Origin of the sequence: Azohydromonas australica DSM 1124, assembly GCF_000430725.1 — a bacterium.
GTDB lineage: Bacteria > Pseudomonadota > Gammaproteobacteria > Burkholderiales > Burkholderiaceae_C > Azohydromonas > Azohydromonas australica.
This window is the reverse complement of record NZ_KE387205.1, coordinates 388,854-407,396: the sequence shown is the minus strand read 5'-3', so window position 1 is coordinate 407,396 and position 18,543 is coordinate 388,854. Positions and strand designations below refer to the sequence as shown.

Below are 18,543 nucleotides of genomic sequence, written 5' to 3'. Positions count from 1 at the left end.
CCCGCAAGAAAAACGCTCCAGCGCCGCCTTTTCAGGGCGGCGCGGCGGAGCCCTGTCCTGAACGACACAGGAGACAACCATGCAACGACGTCACGTTCTTCGCGCGGCCGCGGCCGCTTCCCTGCTGGCCGCTTCGGTGGCCGCGATGGCGCAAGGCGGCTATCCGAGCAAGCCGATCACCATGGTCGTGCCCTTCCCGCCCGGCGGCACGCTGGACACGGTGGCGCGCGCGCTGGCCCAGAAGCTCGGCGAGCAGATGGGCCAGACCGTCATCGTGGACAACCGTCCCGGCGGCGCCGGCACCATCGGCGCGGTGGCGGTGAAGAACGCGCCGGCCGACGGCCACACGCTGCTGTTCAGCGCCTCGACCATGGTCACCACGCCCATGACGCTCAAGAGCGCGCCCTACGACGTGGTCAAGGACTTCGCGCCGGTGGCGCTGGTGGCCAAGGCGCCGCTGGCGGTGGCCATCAACAAGAACCTGCCGATCACGGACGTCAAGAGCCTGGTGTCCTATGCCAAGGCCAACCCCGGCAAGCTGAGCTTCGCCATCGGCTCGACCGCTTCCGCCGGCCACCTCTCCACCGAGCTGCTGCGCCGCGCCAGCGGCATCGAGTACCTGATCGTCCCCTACAAGGGCTCGGCCCCGGCCTACCAGGACCTGGTGGGCGGGCAGATCGACGGCTTCATCGACCCGATCCTGGGCTCGTCCTCGTTCGCCAAGGCCGGGCAACTCAAGGTCATCGCCGTGACCTCGAAGGAGCGCGTGCCCAGCCTGCCCAACGTGCAGACCGTGGGCGAGACGCTGCCGGGCTACGAGTTCTACAGCTGGTACGGGCTGTGGGCGCCGGCCAAGCTGCCGGCCGACGTGGCCCAGAAGCTCAACACCGAGGTCAACAAGGCGCTCAACGGCGAGATGCGCGACAAGCTGCTGCAGCAGGGCGTGCTGGTGACGCCGGGCTCGATCGCGGACTTCGCGAGCTTCCAGCGCGACGACATGGCGCGCGCGGCCAAGATCATTGCCGAAGGGAAGATTCGTGCCGAGTGACGGCGGCGCGGCACGGCACGCGCTGGTGACGGGCAGCAGCTCCGGCATCGGCCAGGCCATTGCCGAGCGGCTGCTGGCCGAGGGCTGGCGCGTGACGGGCCTGCACCGCGGCCCGGCCGCCCTGGAGCACCCGGCGCTGCGCACCTTGCGCGTGGACCTGGGCGACGGCGCGGCGCTGGCGCAGGCGCTGGCCGGGCTGGAGCCGCCCGACGCCGTGGTTCATGCCGCTGGGGTGCTGCGCCCCGCGCCGCTGGGCGCGCTGGATGCGGCCGACGGCGAGCTGATGTGGCGGCTGCACGTGGACGCCGCGACGCGGCTGGCCGACGCGCTGCTGCCGCGCATGGCGGCCCTTGGGCGCGGGCGCCTGGTGCTCATCGGCAGCCGCGTGGCCGGCGGCATGCCGGGGCGCAGCCAGTACGCCGCGAGCAAGGCGGCGCTGGTGGCGCTGGCGCGCAGCTGGGCGGCGGAGGTGGCGGCACGGGGCGTGACGGTCAACGTCGTGTCGCCGGCCGCCACCGACACGCCGATGCTCAGCGACCCGGGGCGCGCCGGGAGCACGCCCAAGCTGCCCCCGATCGGCCGCCTGATCCGGCCGGACGAGGTGGCGGCGCTGGTGGCCTTCCTGCTGTCGGAGCCGGCGGCGGCGATCACGGGGCAGGAGATCCAGGTGTGCGGGGGGTCGTCGCTGGCGAGGTGAGGGAGGCGGGTGTCGGGCAAGTTCAGCCGTGAGCTGATGCGGTTCGTTCCCCACTTCGTCACTCCCGCCTGTGTGCACTGCTGGCTAGGGAAATATCCAGGCTGCGGCATCTCCTGAGCCGAGTGGCTTCGCACCCCGCTTCGTCACTCCCGCGCAGGCGCAGTGCTGTTCAAGGAAGGTCGAAGCATTGCTGCAGGACGAAGTACGGGTGGCCGCTCCACTGCTTCGTCATTCCCGCGCAGGCGGGAATCCAGGCGGCCCCACGTCAGCGCGAAGCCTGGGTGCTGCGAACCAAGAGCCCTTCCTCGGCGTTCCGCCCGATCGGCTTGCGGCGGGCTTGAGGGCTGCCTGGATTCCCGCCTGCGCGGGAATGACGAACCAGGGTGCGTGGTGCCTTGGCTGGCGGGATAAGAACGGCCGCCCTTCGCCTCGGACAGCCCTACTTCAAACCCTCACCCCCTGCCCCGCCTGCGCCTTCTCGATCTGCTGCTCCAGCTTCTGCCGCAGCTTGGCCTCGATGGTGCTGGCGAACACGCTCATGAGCATGCCCAGCCGCACTTCGATGCAGAAGCGGTCGCCCGTCACGTCCAGCGTGCCGGTGACGCCGGAGCGGTTGAAGTGCACCCGGTCGGCGCTGGCGCCCTGGTCGACGCGGCAGCTCATCCCGTGGTCGCTCGTGGCTTTCTCGGCCCAGCGCCGGGCCAGGCGGCGCGCTGCGGGCAGGCCCAGGCTGTGGGCGCGTTCGATGTGGATGTGGGACATGGCTGGCCTCGTGATTTATTGGTGTAAGGCGCGAGTCTCGCCCGGCTCCCGGGCTTGACAGTTGCTGGCCGGACTTTGAGCCGCCTCAAGCCGGTTGCATTGCTCAGGACTTGCCCTTTTTCTTCCAGAAGCGCGGCGCCTCGGCCACCTTGCGCAGGGCACGGCGGCAGTCGCGCGCGCTCTCCTGCTGCCGCGCCTCCAGCCAGCCCACGGCGAACCACGCTTCGCCCTGCGCCGCAGCGGCGCGGCGGAAGGCTTCCAGCCCCACGGCCTCGTCGTTGTGTTCCCCCAGCGCGTCCTGTGCCGGGCGCAGCGAGTCCACGTAGCGCTCCACCGCGTGCGTGCCGTACAGCGGCGTGACGAACTCGCTCAGGTAGCGCAGGCGCTTGAGGCGCTTGCGCACGCGGTGCTGCTGCTCCACCGGCAGCTCGGTGAAGCGCTCGCCGTCGCGCACCACCTGCCTGTGCAGCTTCGCCAGCCGCCCGCGCAGCGCCTTGCGGCAGCCGCCGTCGCGCTTGCAGCCGGGCTGCGGCGGCGCGTCCTCGGCCAGCGTGAAGGCCAGCAGGTCCAGCAGCACGGTCTGGAACGCCGCATCGCGCACGGCCTGCGCCGGCGAGTGCGGCTGGCCCTCGGGCGCGGGCCAGCGCAACCCCGAAGGCGCGCCCGCCTCGGCCAGCCGCGCCAGCACGGTGCGGCTCACCTCCTGCTGGTCGCGCGTCTCGCCCAGGTGCGAGAAGGCGGTGGCCAGCACGGCCTGGCCCTCCTCGTCCAGCACCGTGCCGAAGCCACCGAGCTCGCGCAGCGCAGTACGCAGCCGGCGCAGGCCCACGCGCGCCTGGTGCACGTGCTCGGCCTCGGTGCTGCCGGCGGCGACCTCGCCGGCGTTGGGCAGGATCTGGTCCAGGCAGCTCGCCACCACCGCGCGCAGCAGCGCCGGTGCCGACATCGACCACGCCAGTTCCGGCACCCCCGCCTTCACCGCCGGGGCATGCTCGCGCCCGGCGGCCAGCAGCGCGCCGCGCTGGGCCTTGGCGGCGGTGGACAGCCACAAGCCGTGCGCCCCCACCCACGGCCGCGCCAGCGCGAACAGGCCCTCGGCCGGGCCGTCCTTGAGCTCCACCTCCAGCTCGCACACCGGGACGTCGCGCCCCTGCGCGTGCAGGCTGCCGTGGTCCAGCGCGACCTCGACCCGCGTGTCGCCCTGGCGCATCTCGCACGTGCGGCGCTCGATGCGGCTGTGGAACTGCTCCACCACCAGCGTGGAAAGGTCGTCCAGCGAGCCGCCCAGCGCCTGGGCCAGCGCGCGGCCGGCGGGGCTGTCTCGGTGGCGGGCGATGTCCGGGCGCGGCACGGCGCGGCCCTCCTCCGGCGCCACCTCCACCTCGTGCTCCAGGCGCTGCAGCAGGTGGCCGCCGGCACCCTTGAGCGTCTGGACCCAGCGCTCGTCCTCGCGGCGCAGGCGCCAGGAAAAGCCGTGCGCGGCGAGCTGCCCACCGGCCGTGTCGAAGTAGTGCGCCTCCAGCCGGGTGCGCGTCCAGCGCGCGGCGTCCAGCGCCTTCTCCAGCGCGGCGCGGCTCTCGGGGGGAATCTGCAGCTTGAGCTCGAGTTCGTGCATGGAAGCCAATTCCTTTCTCAACCATCGCCGTGCAGCAGCCGCTGCGGCAGCTCGGTGAAGCGCCAGCCCTCGCCCTGGCGCTCGAACACCCACACCAGGTCGTAGCGCGCGGCGTCCCAGGTGCGCGGGGCGCCGCCGCACAGCGCCTGAGCGATGCCGCCCAGGGCCTGGTGGCGCCAGCACAACAGCACCGGGCCGGGGCTGGCGCGCACGGCGTCCAGCAGCGGCGCAATTTCGCCCTCGGAGCCGAAGCGCGTGTCGACCTGCAGCCCCAGCAGCCGCGCCAGCGGCAACACGGTGCACAGCGGGCGGTGGCTCTTGCCGGCGTCGGTGGCGGCCAGGATCGACGCGGGCCGCGCCAGCGGCTGCGGCGGCGGGCCGCCACAGGGCGCGAACAGCCGCGCCAGCGCGCCGGCACGCTGCCAGCCCCGCACCGACAGGGACTCCGCGTCAGGCCGTCCCTGCTCGTCCACGCCCAGGATGCCGGGCGCCTGGTCGGGCTCCTCGGCATGCCGGATCAGCATCACGTGGCGGGTGGAAGACATGGTTCGACTGCAGGCAAGCACCGGACCCGGACATTCCCGGGACAAGCCAGGCCGGCAGCTTGGCGCGCGCCGTGTGACACGGTGATGACACCGCGGCGAAGTCGCACGCCACCCAGGGTTGTCACGGAGATACGGCTTGTCACGTGGCTGAATCGCGGCTTCGATGCAGGTGCAACCAGCCTGCAGTGATCTGCTGTGCAACTTTTGAGCTTGACCATGATCTTTGGACCCCGTGCTTCCCTGCGAGCCAAGCTGGCCGCCGGAGCCGTCGCTTCCATCCTCACGCTGCTCGTCGTCGTGGCCGCTGCGGCGCTGGCGCTGCGCGACATCAACGCCGAGTTCGCTTCATTTGCCGATACGGAATTCGCGGCGCAGTCGGGCGTGGCCAGCCTGCGGCTGCACCTGGGCGACGTGATGCGCCAGGAGAAGGAGACGCTGATCAACATCGACGACCTGCAGGCCGCCAAGGCCAGCCAGGCGCGCTGGCAGGACTCGCTGCAGGCCGCGCGCGCGAGCCTGCAGCCCCTGCGCCAGTCCGGCGGCGCCGATGCCCGGCAGCTGGAGGCGCTGCTGGCCGACTACGAGAAGGCCGCCGCCCCGGTGCTGCAGGACTGCATCACCGGCCGCATCGTCACCGCCACCGAGGGCTACCAGGTGCTGGCCGGTGCGCGCCAGCAGGCGTCGAGCATCGACGCGCTGGTGGGACGGCTGTCGGCGGAGGTGGCGCGCCGCGGCGAGGAGCGCCGTGCCGAGACGCAGGCGCGCTCGAACCACTGGCAGGAAGCCATGCTGGCCATCGCCGCCGTGGCCGCGGTGGTCTTCGCCTGGCTGGCCTGGTGGGGCGTGCGCGCCGCCACCGCGCCGCTGGCGCATGCCGTGGCGGTGGCGCAGCGCATCGCCCGCGGCGACTTGGCCGGCGAGGTCGGCGCCGGCGGCCTGCGCGAGTTCGCGCAGCTGCTGCAGGCCATGGGCGCGATGCAGGCGCGGCTGCGCGAGCTGCTGCACGACATGCAGCACTCCAGCCACGCCGTGGCCGAGGCCAGCGCGCAGATCGCCGCGGGCAACGGCGACCTGTCCGCGCGCACCGAGCGCACCGCCGCCGACCTGGTGCAGACGGCCTCGGCCATGACCGAGCTGGCGCGCAGCGTGGGCGACACCGAGCAGACCGCCCGCGCCATGGCGCAGCTGGCGCACTCGGCCACCGGCGCCGCGCGCGACGGCAACGAGGCGGTGGCCGCGGTGAGCGGTGCCATGACGCAGCTGGACCGCAGCGCGGCGCGCATCAGCGAGATCACGGGCCTGATCGAGCGCATCGCGCAGCAGACGCGGCTGCTGGCGCTCAACGCGGCGGTGGAGGCGGCGCGCGCGGGCCAGCAGGGCCGCGGCTTCGCGGTGGTGGCGCAGGAGGTGGGCACGCTGGCCGAGCACGTGGCCTCGGCCTCGGCGGAGATCGCCAAGCTGGCCGGCGAGTCGGTGCAGGTGGTGGACCGGGGCAGCCAGGCCGCGCAGGAGGCCGGCGCGCGCATGGCCCGCGTCAACGCCGCGGTGGAGCGCATGGCCGGCGCCATGGAAGAGCTGCTGGGCGCGGCGGCCGGCCAGAGCAGCCGCATCCGCGAGCTCAGCGGTGCCGTCTCCGACGTGGAGTCGGCCACGCAGCAGAACGCCGCGCTGGTGCAGCAGTCCGCCGCCACCTCCGCCACGCTGCGCCAGCAGGCGCAGCGGCTGGAGGGGCTGGCAGGACATTTCAGGCTGGCGGCGGGGTGATGCGGCCGGGCGCGCTGCCGGCTCCAGTGCCGGCGCGGCCGATCAAGGCTGGGCCTCGCCCATGCCGCGCAGCGAGGCCATGTCGATGACGAAGCGGTACTTCACGTCCGAGCGCAGCATGCGCTCGTAGGCCTCGTTGATCTGGTCCATGCGGATCATCTCGATGTCGGAAACCAGCCCGTGGCGGGCGCAGAAGTCCAGCATCTCCTGCGTCTCGGCGATGCCGCCGATGAGCGAGCCCGCCAGGCGGCGGCGCCGGAAGACGAGGTTGAAGACCTGCGGCGACGGGTGCGGCTCGGCCGGCGCGCCCACCAGCACCAGCGTGGCGTCGCGCTTGAGCAGCACCAGCAGCGCATCCAGGTCGTGCGGTGCGGCCACGGTGTCCAGGATCAGGTCGAAGCTCTCCGCGTGCGCGGCCATCTGCTCGGGGTTTCTGGAAACCACGACCTCGTCGGCGCCCAGCCGCTTCGCGTCCTCCATCTTGTTCGGCGAGGTGGTGAACAGCACCACGTGCGCCTGCAGCGCGTGCGCGATCTTCACCGCCATGTGCCCCAGGCCGCCCAGGCCCACGATGCCCACCTTCTTGCCCGGGCCGGCGCCCCACTGGCGCAGCGGCGAGTAGGTGGTGATGCCCGCGCACAGCAAGGGTGCCACGGCGGCCAGGTCGTCCTCGGTGTGGCTCACGCGCAGCACGAAGGCCTCGTCCACCACGATGTTCTCGGCATAGCCGCCGTAGGTGTTCTCGCCGCCGCCGAAGGCCGGGCCGTTGTAGGTGCCGGTGAAGCCGGTTTCGCAGTACTGCTCCAGCCCCTCGCGGCAGGCGCTGCAGTGGCGGCAGCTGTCGACCATGCAACCCACGCCCGCGATCTCGCCCACCTTGAACAGCTTCACCTCGCTCCCCACGGCGGTGACGCGGCCGACGATCTCGTGGCCGGGCACGCTGGGATAGATCGTGTTCTGCCACTCGTTGCGCGCGGTGTGCAGGTCGGAGTGGCACACGCCGCAGTAGAGGATTTCGATCTGCACGTCGCGCGGCCCGGGGTCGCGGCGCTCGAAGCCGAACAGGCGCAGCGGTGCGGTGGCGGAGACGGCGGCATAGCCGCGGGTTCGGATCATGGCGAGGGTCCTTGCTGGGAAAGCCCGGGGCGGCAGCACTTCGGATGCCTGCACCCGTCACGGGCGCGTCACGGTCCGTTACTAGCCTGTGCGCAGGCCCGATGCCGTGCCCGGTGGCCGCCGCGAGCGCCGCCGCAAACCCGAACATAACAACGCCTGATGAACCGTTCCTGCTCCACTCCGTCCCGCGTGGCCCTGCCGCGCCTGTCCCTGCTGTCGCTGGCCGTGGCCGCGGTCCTGGCCGGCTGCGGCGGCGGCGACGACCCCGCGCCGACCACCGGCGTGTTCCTGGACAGCGCCGTCGAAGGCCTGGAAGTCGCCGCCGGCAGCGCGGCGCGCACCCGCACCAACGCCCAGGGCGAGTTCAGCTGCCTGCCGGGCGACACGGTGAGCTTCAGCATCGGCGGCGTGGCGCTGGGCAGCACGGCCTGCGCGGCCGTCGTCACGCCGCTGCAGCTCGCCGGCGTGGGCGAAGCCCAGGACACCCGCGTCGTCAACCGCCTGCTGGCGCTGCAGCTGCTCGACGAGGACAACGACCCGTCCAACGGCATCCGGATCACCGAGGCCGTGCGCACCGCGCTGGCCGGCACCAGGCTCGACTTCTCCGCCCCGGCCGCCGACTTCAACGCCGCGCTGGGCGCCGCCCTGGGCCAGGCCGGCACCGCCTATGCCGCGCGCGCCGCCAACGACGACCGCCGCGGCCTGGCGCGCGAGCACTTCGAGGACACGCTGGCCTCCAGGGGCACGCCCGTGGCCGAATCCTTCAAGCAAGGCACGGCGCTGGGCGAGGTCGGCGTGAGCGTGACGCGCTACCAGGTGCAGGCGGCGCAAAGCCTGTACATCCCCTACGAGGGCAGCGACGCGGGCATCAAGGCCGACTTCCCCAAGGGCTTCCTGCCCGCCTACGGCTCGGCGCTGGCCTTCAAGGGCAAGAACGCCAACGGCGACCTGGAGTTCTTCGCACTGACCGACCGCGGACCCAACGGCGACGGCCCCAACGTGCCCGTGAGCGGCGGCGGCACCATGGGCGCCAAGATCTTCCCCTCGCCCAGCTTCGCGCCCTCCATCGGCATCCTCACGGTCGGCAAGTCCGGCGCAGTGCTCGGCTCTTCCATGCCGATCAAGGCCTCGGCCACGAAGAACGCCTCGGGCCTGCCCATTCCTTCGGGCTCGCTGGGCAACTCGGCCGAGGTCCCGGTGATGGACGCGATGAAGTTCGACGACAAGACCAAGGCCGTGTTCGATGCCGACGGCATCGACAGCGAGGCGGTGGTGTACGACAAGGCGCGCAACGCGCTGTGGGTGTCGGACGAGTACGGCCCCTTCATCGTCCGCATCGACGCCGCCACCGGCGTGATCCAGGCCCGCTACGCGCCCGGCAGCGGGCTGCCCGCCATCTTCGCCAAGCGCCGCGCCAACCGCGGCATGGAAGGCCTGGCGCTGGACGGCGCGACCGGCAAGCTGCACGGCTTCCTGCAAAGCCCGCTCTCGGACGGCACCGCCCAGTACAGCGTCACCAACAAGAAGGAGTCCGTGGAGCGCTTCGCGCGCTTCACGCGCTGGGTGGAGTTCGACCCGGCCACCGGCGCCGCCACGCGCATGTTCGCCTACCCGCTGGACGGCGCGCAGTACCAGGATGGCCGCACCGGCAATGCCAAGCTCGGCGACATGGTTGCGCTGGGCAACGGCAAGTTCATCGTCATCGAGCAGGGCGCGGGCACCGACGGCAAGGTCTTCAACCGCCTGATGCTGGTCGAGATCGCCGCCGCCACCGACATCAGCGCCGCCGCCTACAACCCGGCCAGCGCCGACCTGGAGCGCAGCAGCATGGCCGCCGCGGCGGTGAACGGCGCCGACTGGAGCAAGGTCGTGCCGCTGAAGAAGACGCTGCTGCTGGACCTCAACGCCGTGGGCTGGGTGGCCGAGAAGGCCGAGGGCCTGGCGCTGGTGGACGACAGCACGCTGGCGCTGGTCAACGACAACGACTTCGGGCTGAAGACCAAGATCTTCACGCCCGCCGGCGTGGCCGTGGCCGATGCCGACGTCACCAAGTGCACGGTGGACGCCGCGGGCTCCATCGTCACCAGCAGCTCGGCCGGCTGCAGCGCGGAGAACCGCATCCGCGTGGCGCGCGGCGACGACCGCGAGCGCCCGGCGCGGCTGTGGCTGTTCAAGTTCGGCAAGGCGCTGGCGAGCTACTGAGCCCGCGCGCGGCCTGAACGCCCTGGGCGCCTTGAGAGCCCAGGGCCCCGCGCTCAGTTGATGAGCGCGAAATGCTGCTCGGTCCAGCCGCCGCCCCAGCGGCGGTAGTGGCCTTCGCCGTCCAGCTCGGACAGCGGCACCACCTCGGCCGTGCCCTCGATGACCCGGCCGCGGTAGCGCGCCGCGATCTCCTCGCGCGTGGCCTTGAAGGGCACGTAGTAGCGGCCGTCCGCGTCGACGACGTCGAAGCTGTACACCGTGACGTTGCTGGGTTCCACCTTCACTCCTCAGGCGCCGTGTTTTGCTGAGGGTGATTCTATGGAAAACCCTGACGTCTATCCCGCGGTTGTGGTGTTGACGGGACGCGTGCTCAGCCGGCTGCCCGCTGTTGCGGGCCATGGCGCAGGCTGGCGGCCGCCGGGCCGTTGAAGCGCTCCTGGAGCGCCAGCAGCCGCTCCTTCACCTCCGCCACCGAGAGGCGGCCCAGGCAGGTCTGCTGCCAGATCTCGTCGAAGGCGTCCTCGTAGGCCATTGCAAAGGCGGCATCACGGCCGCCGGAGGCCAGGTCGGGGGTCATCATGGTGCGGTCTCCTGGTGCGCACGCGGCTGCGTGCGCCGCCCTTGTCTTCGACGCGCGTGACATGCCGATGACGGGCCGCTGCGGGCGCCGAGCACCGCCGCTGGCGTGCGGGCCGGCCGGACGCCTTCACGCTGCTGTCACGCAGGGCTGCGCACAGTGCGCCCGCGCCCGTTCCGGGGCGCGCATGCACGCACAGGAGCACCCGATGCAGATTTCCCGCCGCAGCCTTCTTGCCGGCCTGGGCGCCGCCCCGATGCTGTCCGTACCGGCGACGTCCGCCATGGCCTCCCAGCCCGAGCCGGCCAGGTCCAGCCCCAGCCGTCCGCTGGTCATCGCGCACCGCGGCGCCAGCGGCTACCTGCCCGAGCACACGCTGGCGGCCTACTGGATGGCGATCGAGATGGGAGCGGACTACATCGAACCCGACCTCGTGAGCACCCGGGACGGCGTGCTGGTGGCGCGGCACGAGAACGCGATCGCCATCCTCAACGCCGACGGCTCGGTGCGCGAGGCCACCACGGACGTGGCCGACCGGCCCGAGTTCGCCAGCCGCCGGCGCACCAAGACCATCGACGGCGCGGCCCTCACCGGCTGGTTCACCGAGGACTTCACGCTGGCCGAGCTGCGCACGCTGCGTGCGCGCGAGCGGCTGCCCGCGCTGCGCGTGGCCAACACCCGCTTCGACGGCATGTTCCGGATTCCCACGCTGGCCGAGATCCTGACCCTGGTGGTGGAGGTCAACCAGCGCCGCCGCGAGCGCGCCAACGGCAAGGCCTGGAAGCCCGTGGGCGTCTATCCGGAGACCAAGCACCCGAGCTACTTCCAGGGCATCGGGCTGGCGCTGGAGGAGCCGCTGGTGCGCACGCTGCACCGCTTCGGCTTCAACAGCCGCAAGGACCCGGTGTTCATCCAGTCCTTCGAGACGGCCAACCTGCGCAAGCTCGCGGGCATGACGCGGCTGCCCCTGGTGCAACTGCTCAACGGCAGCGGCCAGCCCTGGGACTTCACCGTCTCGGGCGACAGGCGCACCTATGCCGACCTGGCCAAGCCCGCCGGCCTGGCCGAGATCGCCGGCTACGCGCAGGGCATCGGCGCCAATACCGGCCTGATGATCCCGCTGGTGGCCGGCCGGCTGGGCACGCCCACTACGCTGGTGAGCGACGCCCATGCCGCGGGCCTGCTGGTGCACGGCTGGACCTTCCGCGCCGAGAACCAGTTCCTGCCCGACGACTTCGACAACGGCAGCGACCCGGCCGCGCTGGGCAACCTGGCCGGACAAGTGAAAGCCTTCCTGGACCTGGGCATGGACGGCTTCTTCACCGACCACGCCTTCCTGGGCGTGCAGGCGCGCGACGCCTGGCGCAGGCGCTGAAGCTGCCGGGGCGCGCCGCGTGGCCGGCAGCGCGCCGCTTGTCACCGGGCCTTCACGGACGCCTGTGAAGATGCGCAGCCCGGCGGCCACGCCCCGGTGACCACCAGGCCACGGCCCTGCTCCAGTGATTGAAGGCATGAGCGCATCAAGCAGTTTTGGGTATTCGAGTGACGTGGAAGGCGGGCGCCGCCAGGGTGTTCGCAAGCTGCTGAGACGCCCTGCGGACCTGGTGTTGCCGGACCGCAAGACGGTGGAGGTGCGGCTGCACGACCTGCGCATGAATGGCGTCGCGGTGGTGGCGCCCCTGAACCTGCGGCAGGCGTTCCTGTGCGAGGTGAAGTTCCGCCTGCCATGGAGCCGCGGCGGCCACGGTGCCGTGGCCGCCCGGGCCAAGGTGGCCCACAGCATCCTCAGCAGCCGGCAGGGTGGCTTCCTCATCGGGCTGGACTTCATCGACATCGACGAAGGATCGCTGGGTGCCATCAGCCGCTACATGAGCGCCTGATCCGAGCCACGCTCGCTACCCGCGGCGCCGGTGCGCAAGCGCGTTGCGTCATCAACGGACCGTCACCCGATTGTCACTGACGGTAACGACACTCCTGGAAAACCCGCTGCCCGCGGCCCGCTTCGACGGGTTGCAGCCCGGCGGTTCATTCCAGGGACATCGCGAGGGATCACCCCATGAACATCCGACAGAGGATCACGCTGCTCGTGGTCAACGCGCTCATCGCGCTGGCCGGCATCGGTGGCTTCTCGGTCTACCTGGCCACGCAGAGCGCCAGGGACGTCAGGGCCGTCACCGAGGGCGTGGTGCCCAGTGCCTCCCGCTCGATCGCGCTGATGGGCCAGCTCAAGGACGTGCAGATCGCCGTGCAGGACATGGTGGCCTCCGCCGACACGGCGGCGGTGGAGCAGGCCCTGCTGGCGCTGGCCGAGCGCAAGGCCGTGCTGCAGCGCAGCCTCGAAGAACAGCTTGCCAGCGCCGACACCAGCGCCCAGCAGGGCCTGGTGCAGGTGGCCATGGAGGGACTGTCGAGCTACTTCCAGGCCATCGAGGAAACCGCGCGCTGGAAGCTCGCGGGCCGCAAGGAGCTGGCCGAGGCGACGCTGGCCGGCACCGTGGCGGTCTACCTGCGCGAACAGGGCGAGTCGCTGCAGGCGCTGCAGGTGGAAAAGACGCGCCGCAAGGACGAGGCCATCGACAGCCTCAACGGCCAGCTGGAGCACAGCAAGGCGCTGCTGGCATTGCTCACGGCCGGCGGCGTCGTCTCGCTGTTCACGCTGGGCCTGCTGCTCTACCGCCAGACCGTGCTGCCCATCGGCGCCATGGAACGCAAGATGACCGCCATCGCCACGACCCAGGACTTCAGCCAGCGCATGCCGGTGGCGCGCATGGACGAGGTCGGGCGCTCGATGGCGGCCTTCAACCTGATGATCGAGCGCATCCAGCAGAGCACGGCGCTGGTGCGCGAGAAGACGGCCGAGATCCAGGCCATGCTGCACGCCATCCCGCAGGGCATCCTGATGATCGAGGCCGGCGGGCGCATCCACCCGGAATACTCCGACCACCTGAAGGTCGTGCTGGAACAGGAAGACTTCGCGGGCCGGGACGTGATGCAGGTGCTGTTCGAAGGCACCGATCTCGGCCGCGACGCGCTGTCGCAGGTGGAGGTGGCCATTGCCGCCTGCGTGGGCGAGGACGCCATGAACTTCGAGTTCAACGCCCACCTGCTGCCCACCGAGTGCGAGAAGACGCTGCCCGGCGGCACGGTCAAGGTGCTGGACCTGCACTGGGCGCCGATGGTCGACGAGGCCAGCGGCACCGTGACGCGGCTGCTGCTGTGCGTGCGCGACGTCACGGAGCTGCGCGCGCTGGCGCGGGCCTCGGACGCGCAGGCCTGGGAGCTCAAGCTCATCGGCGAGGTGCTGGCGGTGCCGCCGCGCAAGTTCGACGAGTTCATCGAGAGCGCGCTGGGCTTCGTCGCGCAGAACCGCGAGCTCATCGCGCGCGGCGAGGCGGACGAGCCCGGGCGCCGGGACACCGTGGCCGTGCTGTTCCGCAACATGCACACGATCAAGGGCAACGCGCGCACGCACGGGCTGCTGCTGCTGGCCGAGACGGTGCACCGCGTCGAGGAAAGTTACGACCGCATCCGCCAGGGCCTGGCCGGCTGGGACGGGCGGCAGCTGGCGCTCGAGCTCGACCAGGTGCATGCCGCGATCCAGGAGTACCAGGACGTCAACGACCTCAAGCTGGGCCGGGGCGGCGCGGGCGGCGTGCCGGGCGACGACGGCTTCGTGGTGGTGCCCGCCGAGCAGGTCACGCGGCTGCAGCACCTGCTGGACCATGCCGCCGCCTGCCCCGATTTCATCCACGAGGCCCGCGCCGAGGCGCTGCGCATCGGCACCGAGCGCATCGAGGACGCGCTGGCGGACGTGCTCGAATCGCTGCCCGGGCTGGCCGCAGAGCTGGGCAAGGAGGTGCCCGTGGCCACCCTGCACGACCACGGCATCGTGTTGCGCACGCAGGCCGTGCCTACGCTGCGCAACGCCTTCGTGCACCTCTACCGCAACGCGCTGGACCACGGCATCGAGCCGGCGGCGCAGCGCCTGGCCGCGGGCAAGCCCGCGGCCGGCCAGATCGAGCTGCAGGCCCAGCTGGACGCGCGCGCCCTGCGCCTGGTGCTGCGCGACGACGGCCGCGGGCTGGCGCTGGAGCGCATCCGCGACAAGGGAATTGCGGCCGGGCTGCTGCGCGCGGACGAGCCGGTCTCGGACGTCGCCGTGGCGAACCTGATCTTCAGCTCCGGCTTCTCGACGGCCGAGCGCGTGAGCGGCGTCTCCGGCCGCGGCGTGGGGATGGAGGCCGTCAAGGCCTTCATCGAGGCCGAGGGCGGCACGGTGGCCATCGAGCTCGACGCGCCGCGTCCCGGCGCCGGGCGCGGCTTCGCGGTGGTGGTCACGCTGCCGGCGGGCTGCGGCGTGCGCCTGCAGGGGACGTCCGCGCACACGGAGGCGGCATGCTCGATCTGAACCTCGGACTGGTGCTGGCCGGCGTGGCCGGTTCGGCCCTCCTGGCCGGCTACGGCCTGCTGGCGCACAGGAACGGCGTGCGTCTGGAGGCGGCCTTGGCCGCGCGCGAGCGGACGGAGCGCGACGAGGCCTCGGCGCTGCGCGCGGTGAACCAGCGCCTGCAGGCCGCCCTGGCGTCGTCGCGGCAGTCGGCCGAGGAACTGCAGGCCCGCCTGGGCCAGGAGCGCGAGGCGCACTGCCAGGCGCTGGAAAGCCTGCGGGCGCAGCTGGCCGCGTCCGGCGCCGCCGCAACCGCGGCGCAGGACGGCGCCACCCGGCTGGCGCAGGGCATCGACGAGCTGCTGCGGGTGGACCAGGCCATCGAGCGCTGGCACGAGTCGATGGACAGCCTGCTGCGGCACAACGGCGACATGCGGCGCAAGAACGCGGACTTCGCGCAGATCGTGCGGCAGATGACCATCGTGACGCTCAACGCCTCCATCGAGGCCGCGCGCGCCGGCGTGGCGGGCCGGGGCTTCGCGGTCGTGGCCGAGGAGATGCGCGGCCTGGCGCAGCGCGCGGAGACGCTGTCCAAGGAATACCGCGACGGCCTGCACGAGAACGACCTGATCACGACCTCCACGTTCCAGGACCTGCAGGCCGGCGGCAAGATGATCGTCAGCACGGTGGTGGGCCTGCGCGTGGCCAACGAGCAGACGCTGCGGGCGCTGCGCAGCGAGGAGCCCCGGGCATGATCGGCCACCGCGCCAGGATGGCCTTCGACCAGATGCTGTGCGCCAGCATGCGCAGCACCTTCGCGGGGGCGCTGGCCGGTTTCGGCCCGGTCGACGGCTTCGAGCAGGTCAGCGGTCAGCGGGCCGTCATGCTCTCCGTGGCGGGCTGCAGCTTCCGGCTGATGCTGTTCCTGCACTTCGACGCCGACGCTCAAACCCGGGCGCTGCTGGCGCGGCTCAAGGGGCTGGGGGACGCGGCACCGTCGCCGCAGTGGCTGCTGGACGCCATGTCGGAGTACGGCAACCTCGGCTGCGGCGCGCTCAAGCGCGAGCTGGGCCAGGTCTTCGCCTGCCTGGGCATGTCCACGCCCCACATCGTGGACCGCGAGAGCCTGCGGCACCTGGGCCGGCTGCGGCCCGGTTACCTGCGCCACTACCGGCTGGATCTGGACGGCGGCGAGCGCCTGCACCTGAGCCTGTGCGTCTGCGAGCAGGGCGAGCTGGACTTCGACCCGCCGCCAACGCAGCAAGCCCCGGCCGAGGCCGCGGGCGAGCTGGAACTTTTCTGATCCCTGTAGAGAGGCAATTCCAATGGCACAAATCCTCGTGGTGGACGATTCGAGCACCGTCCGCACGGAAGTGGGCAGCTTCCTGTCCAGCAACGGCCTGAGCGTGGCCTACGCCGTGGACGGGCGCGACGCGCTGGGCAAGCTGCGGGCGGATGCCGGCATCAGGCTGGTACTGTGCGACGTCAACATGCCCAACCTGGACGGGCTGTCGATGGCCGAGCGGGTGCGCGGCGAGCTGGGCAACAAGACGGTCAACATCATCATGCTGACCACTGAGAACTCGCCGGCCATGAAGGAGCGCGGCAGGGCCGCCGGCATCAAGGGCTGGATCGTCAAGCCCTTCAACGGGCCCGCGGTGATCGGCTCGGTCCGCAAGCTGGTGGGCGGCTGAGTTCAGCGTGCGCTTGCCGGCGAGGCTCCAGGAGGGCTCGCGTCCACCACGAAGCTCAGGCCGTGGCGCCTGAAGCCCAGCCGCTCGTGGAAGGCATGGGTAGCTGATGCACAGCGTCTCAAGCTCGCTGCTGCCCAGGGCGTCCAGGCCCGAGGTCTCGTAGAGCGTGGCGACGCCGCCCAGGTCGTCGGGGCGGGCGTCGCGCAGGGTCCAGTCGGGCATGGCGGGTCTGCCGGGATGAAGCCAGTGTGGGCAGACGGTGTGACGGAATCTTGACCGCGGCCACGCGGCGCAAGATCGGCCGCTTGCTCCTCAACCCTGGAGAGCCTGCATGGACCGCCGACAGTTCCTCTCGCGCGCCGCCTTCTTCACCGTGGCTCCCGCCGTCCTCGGGGCCTGCGGCAGTGGGGACGACGATGATGGTGACGACGGCGGCAGCGTGCCGCCGCCGCCCGTGGGCCAGGCCGCCTTTCCGCAGTCGGTGGCCAGCGGCGATCCCCGCGACAGCAGCATGGTGTTCTGGACCCGTTGCGTGAACACCGGCGCGTCCTCGGCCGACCTGCCCTTGAGCCTGCAGGTGTCCACCGGCGAGCGCTTCGAGACGCTGCTGGCGCAGGTGCCGCTGGTGGCCAGCGCCGCCCACGACTTCACCGTGCGGGCCAAGGTCACCGGGCTGCCGTCCGCCACGACCCTCTTCTACCGCTTCGTGGCCGGCAGCGACTTCAGCCCCGTGGGCCGCACGCGCACGGCACCCGCGCCGGACGCGGCCGTGGCCCAGTTGCGCTTTGCCTGGCTGTGCTGCCAGGACTGGAGCGTCAACCACTGGCAGGCGATGTCGCTGCTGGCCGCCGAGGAGCTGGACTTCGTGGTGCACGTGGGCGATTACGTGTACGAGGCCGTTGGCACGCCCGCGCAGAGGGGACGGGTGGAGCCGGCGCACGCGCCCATCGCGTTCCCGGACGGCGCGACGCTTTCCGACGGCAGCCGCTGCGCCGTGACGCTGGCCGACTACCGCAACCTGTACCGCACCTACCGCGGCGACGCGCGGCTGCAGCAGGTGCACACGCGCTTTCCCATGGTGGCGATCTGGGACGACCACGAGTTCAGCGACGACGGCTGGCAGGACCACGACACCTACACCAACGCCAATCGGCAGGACACGCCGCGGCGGCGCGCGGCCAACCAGGCCTGGGTCGAGTACATGCCGGTGGACTTCGGCGACGTCTCCTTCGACAGCGCCAACACCGCCTACGACAACCTGCGCCTCTACCGCGACTTCCGCTTCGGCGCGCTGGCGCACCTGGTCATGACCGACGAGCGGCTCTACCGCGATGACCACGTGGTGAGCGAGGCCGCGTTGGCGTTGGGCCTGGGCCACGACCCCGTCAACGGCAACGATGCGTTCGGCGCGCGGCTGTTCGTGCAGCAGCCGCTGCTGGAACAGGCCGAGCGCGTGCGCACGCTGGCGCTGGGACGGCCACCGTCCATCCTGGGACCCACGCAGACCCAGTGGTGGAAGGACACGCTCAAGACTTCCACCGCGGCCTGGAAGCTCTGGGGCAACGCCGTGATGCTCAACCGCCTGTGGGCGGACCTGCGCGATGTGCTGCCTTCGCCGCTGGACACGGTGTACGTGCTCGCCGGCGATTCCTGGGACGGCTATCCGGCCCACAAGGCCGAGGTGCTGGGCTGGCTGAAGTCCGAGGGCATCAGGAACGTGGTGGCGCTCACCGGCGACCTGCACGCTTTCCAGTGCGGCGTGGTGCGCGACCTGCCCGACCCGGCGGTGGGCACGCCGGTGCTGGTGGACCTGGTGAGCGCGGGCATCAGCAGCGCCAGCCTGTTCAGCGGCGTCCGCTCGGCCGTCGTCGGCACGCCGCTGGAAAGCCTGGCGGGCGTGCCGGAGGCGCTCAACGGCCTGCTGCGCGAGCACAACCCCGACCTGCTGCACGCCGACCACGATGCCCAGGGCTATGCCAGCGTCACGCTCACGGCGGATCGCCTGGTGGCGGTGTTCAACAAGGTCAAGCCGCTCGAAGCCGACGGCAGCGCGCCGGCGCAGTCGCTGCTGCGGCGCACGCGCATCACGGTGACGGCGGGCAGCCTGGCGCCGCTGGTCGAGGACGGGGTTTGAGC

At 71.7% G+C, this 18,543-nt stretch carries 17 protein-coding genes; 11 read left to right on the top strand and 6 right to left on the bottom strand.

Translation table 11 applies throughout. The features are described 5' to 3' along the window. Nucleotides 1-79: 79 nt before the first annotated feature. Both H537_RS0125785 and H537_RS0125780 read left to right on the top strand, forming a co-directional pair. The gene (locus tag H537_RS0125785) at nucleotides 80-1,048 is read left to right on the top strand and encodes a Bug family tripartite tricarboxylate transporter substrate binding protein (protein WP_029000153.1); all 969 of its coding nucleotides are present in this window, start codon (nucleotides 80-82) and stop codon (nucleotides 1,046-1,048) included. Next, nucleotides 1,038-1,745: an SDR family NAD(P)-dependent oxidoreductase gene (locus tag H537_RS0125780; RefSeq protein ID WP_029000152.1), complete on the top strand. Its 708-nt coding sequence runs from the start codon at nucleotides 1,038-1,040 to the stop codon at nucleotides 1,743-1,745. The genes H537_RS0125785 and H537_RS0125780 overlap by 11 nt, the downstream gene beginning before the upstream one ends. A gap of 444 nt (nucleotides 1,746-2,189) precedes the next feature. Here the strand turns inward: H537_RS0125780 and H537_RS0125775 are convergent, their stop codons facing one another. The 3 genes from H537_RS0125775 to H537_RS0125765 all read right to left on the bottom strand — a co-directional run bounded on the left by H537_RS0125775 (nucleotide 2,190) and on the right by H537_RS0125765 (nucleotide 4,667). Next, nucleotides 2,190-2,507, bottom strand: coding sequence for a polyhydroxyalkanoic acid system family protein (locus H537_RS0125775; protein WP_029000151.1), 318 nt, complete (start codon nucleotides 2,505-2,507; stop codon nucleotides 2,190-2,192). Between the two features lie 103 nt (nucleotides 2,508-2,610). Next, nucleotides 2,611-4,122 (bottom strand): CYTH and CHAD domain-containing protein, encoded by a 1,512-nt coding sequence (locus tag H537_RS0125770; protein WP_043459986.1) that lies wholly within the window; start codon nucleotides 4,120-4,122, stop codon nucleotides 2,611-2,613. A gap of 17 nt (nucleotides 4,123-4,139) precedes the next feature. Then, nucleotides 4,140-4,667 carry a hypothetical protein gene (locus tag H537_RS0125765; RefSeq protein ID WP_029000149.1) on the bottom strand — a complete coding sequence of 176 codons (528 nt, stop codon included), beginning with the start codon at nucleotides 4,665-4,667 and terminating at the stop codon, nucleotides 4,140-4,142. A 216-nt stretch (nucleotides 4,668-4,883) separates the two neighbouring features. Between H537_RS0125765 and H537_RS0125760 the strand changes: the two genes are divergently transcribed. Further along, nucleotides 4,884-6,431, top strand: coding sequence for a methyl-accepting chemotaxis protein (locus tag H537_RS0125760; RefSeq protein ID WP_029000148.1), 1,548 nt, complete (start codon nucleotides 4,884-4,886; stop codon nucleotides 6,429-6,431). A 42-nt stretch (nucleotides 6,432-6,473) separates the two neighbouring features. Here the strand turns inward: H537_RS0125760 and H537_RS0125755 are convergent, their stop codons facing one another. Then, on the bottom strand, nucleotides 6,474-7,547 hold the full coding sequence (locus H537_RS0125755; RefSeq protein WP_029000147.1) for an NAD(P)-dependent alcohol dehydrogenase: 1,074 nt from the start codon (nucleotides 7,545-7,547) through the stop codon (nucleotides 6,474-6,476). 159 nt (nucleotides 7,548-7,706) lie between these two features. Here H537_RS0125755 and H537_RS0125750 point away from each other — a divergent pair, with 159 nt between their 5' ends. Further along, nucleotides 7,707-9,749, top strand: a complete 2,043-nt coding sequence (locus H537_RS0125750) for an esterase-like activity of phytase family protein (RefSeq protein WP_051243258.1) — start codon at nucleotides 7,707-7,709, stop codon at nucleotides 9,747-9,749. Between the two features lie 53 nt (nucleotides 9,750-9,802). Here the strand turns inward: H537_RS0125750 and H537_RS0125745 are convergent, their stop codons facing one another. Continuing rightward, nucleotides 9,803-10,027, bottom strand: a complete 225-nt coding sequence (locus H537_RS0125745; RefSeq protein WP_156901935.1) for a hypothetical protein — start codon at nucleotides 10,025-10,027, stop codon at nucleotides 9,803-9,805. Nucleotides 10,028-10,119: 92 nt separating this feature from the next. Next, entirely contained in the window at nucleotides 10,120-10,329 is a 210-nt protein-coding gene (locus H537_RS0125740; protein WP_029000144.1) for a hypothetical protein, read from the bottom strand. A gap of 205 nt (nucleotides 10,330-10,534) precedes the next feature. On the opposite strand from H537_RS0125740, the gene H537_RS0125735 reads away from it, so the two are divergent. The 7 genes from H537_RS0125735 to H537_RS0125705 all read left to right on the top strand — a co-directional run bounded on the left by H537_RS0125735 (nucleotide 10,535) and on the right by H537_RS0125705 (nucleotide 18,541). Continuing rightward, entirely contained in the window at nucleotides 10,535-11,701 is a 1,167-nt protein-coding gene (locus tag H537_RS0125735) for a glycerophosphodiester phosphodiesterase (protein ID WP_043459985.1), read from the top strand. A 136-nt stretch (nucleotides 11,702-11,837) separates the two neighbouring features. Continuing rightward, nucleotides 11,838-12,206 carry a PilZ domain-containing protein gene (locus H537_RS0125730; protein WP_084150948.1) on the top strand — a complete coding sequence of 123 codons (369 nt, stop codon included), beginning with the start codon at nucleotides 11,838-11,840 and terminating at the stop codon, nucleotides 12,204-12,206. A gap of 176 nt (nucleotides 12,207-12,382) precedes the next feature. Then, nucleotides 12,383-14,734: an ATP-binding protein gene (locus tag H537_RS0125725; protein WP_029000141.1), complete on the top strand. Its 2,352-nt coding sequence runs from the start codon at nucleotides 12,383-12,385 to the stop codon at nucleotides 14,732-14,734. Next, nucleotides 14,722-15,468, top strand: a complete 747-nt coding sequence (locus H537_RS56335; RefSeq protein ID WP_051243257.1) for a methyl-accepting chemotaxis protein — start codon at nucleotides 14,722-14,724, stop codon at nucleotides 15,466-15,468. The genes H537_RS0125725 and H537_RS56335 overlap by 13 nt, the downstream gene beginning before the upstream one ends. Next, a complete protein-coding gene (locus tag H537_RS45540) occupies nucleotides 15,465-16,016 on the top strand; it encodes a hypothetical protein (protein WP_051243256.1) in 552 nt (183 codons plus the stop codon). Before H537_RS56335 ends, H537_RS45540 begins: the two co-directional genes overlap by 4 nt. Nucleotides 16,017-16,038: 22 nt before the next feature. Then, a complete protein-coding gene (locus H537_RS0125710) occupies nucleotides 16,039-16,407 on the top strand; it encodes a response regulator (protein WP_029000140.1) in 369 nt (122 codons plus the stop codon). A gap of 331 nt (nucleotides 16,408-16,738) precedes the next feature. Then, on the top strand, nucleotides 16,739-18,541 hold the full coding sequence (locus H537_RS0125705; protein WP_029000139.1) for an alkaline phosphatase D family protein: 1,803 nt from the start codon (nucleotides 16,739-16,741) through the stop codon (nucleotides 18,539-18,541). The last annotated feature ends 2 nt before the right edge of the window (nucleotides 18,542-18,543 follow it).

Bases quoted from the DNA above. Each gene is read 5' to 3' on its own strand.
- H537_RS0125755 (WP_029000147.1), bottom strand. From the start codon at position 7,547: ATGATCCGAACCCGCGGCTATGCCGCCGTCTCCGCCACCGCACCGCTG.
- H537_RS0125775 (WP_029000151.1), bottom strand. From the start codon at position 2,507: ATGTCCCACATCCACATCGAACGCGCCCACAGCCTGGGCCTGCCCGCA.
- H537_RS0125770 (WP_043459986.1), bottom strand. From the start codon at position 4,122: ATGCACGAACTCGAGCTCAAGCTGCAGATTCCCCCCGAGAGCCGCGCC.
- H537_RS0125740 (WP_029000144.1), bottom strand. From the start codon at position 10,329: ATGATGACCCCCGACCTGGCCTCCGGCGGCCGTGATGCCGCCTTTGCA.
- H537_RS0125705 (WP_029000139.1), top strand. From the start codon at position 16,739: ATGGACCGCCGACAGTTCCTCTCGCGCGCCGCCTTCTTCACCGTGGCT.
- H537_RS0125710 (WP_029000140.1), top strand. From the start codon at position 16,039: ATGGCACAAATCCTCGTGGTGGACGATTCGAGCACCGTCCGCACGGAA.
- H537_RS56335 (WP_051243257.1), top strand. From the start codon at position 14,722: ATGCTCGATCTGAACCTCGGACTGGTGCTGGCCGGCGTGGCCGGTTCG.
- H537_RS0125785 (WP_029000153.1), top strand. From the start codon at position 80: ATGCAACGACGTCACGTTCTTCGCGCGGCCGCGGCCGCTTCCCTGCTG.
- H537_RS0125765 (WP_029000149.1), bottom strand. From the start codon at position 4,667: ATGTCTTCCACCCGCCACGTGATGCTGATCCGGCATGCCGAGGAGCCC.
- H537_RS0125735 (WP_043459985.1), top strand. From the start codon at position 10,535: ATGCAGATTTCCCGCCGCAGCCTTCTTGCCGGCCTGGGCGCCGCCCCG.
- H537_RS0125730 (WP_084150948.1), top strand. From the start codon at position 11,838: ATGAGCGCATCAAGCAGTTTTGGGTATTCGAGTGACGTGGAAGGCGGG.
- H537_RS45540 (WP_051243256.1), top strand. From the start codon at position 15,465: ATGATCGGCCACCGCGCCAGGATGGCCTTCGACCAGATGCTGTGCGCC.
- H537_RS0125760 (WP_029000148.1), top strand. From the start codon at position 4,884: ATGATCTTTGGACCCCGTGCTTCCCTGCGAGCCAAGCTGGCCGCCGGA.
- H537_RS0125725 (WP_029000141.1), top strand. From the start codon at position 12,383: ATGAACATCCGACAGAGGATCACGCTGCTCGTGGTCAACGCGCTCATC.
- H537_RS0125750 (WP_051243258.1), top strand. From the start codon at position 7,707: ATGAACCGTTCCTGCTCCACTCCGTCCCGCGTGGCCCTGCCGCGCCTG.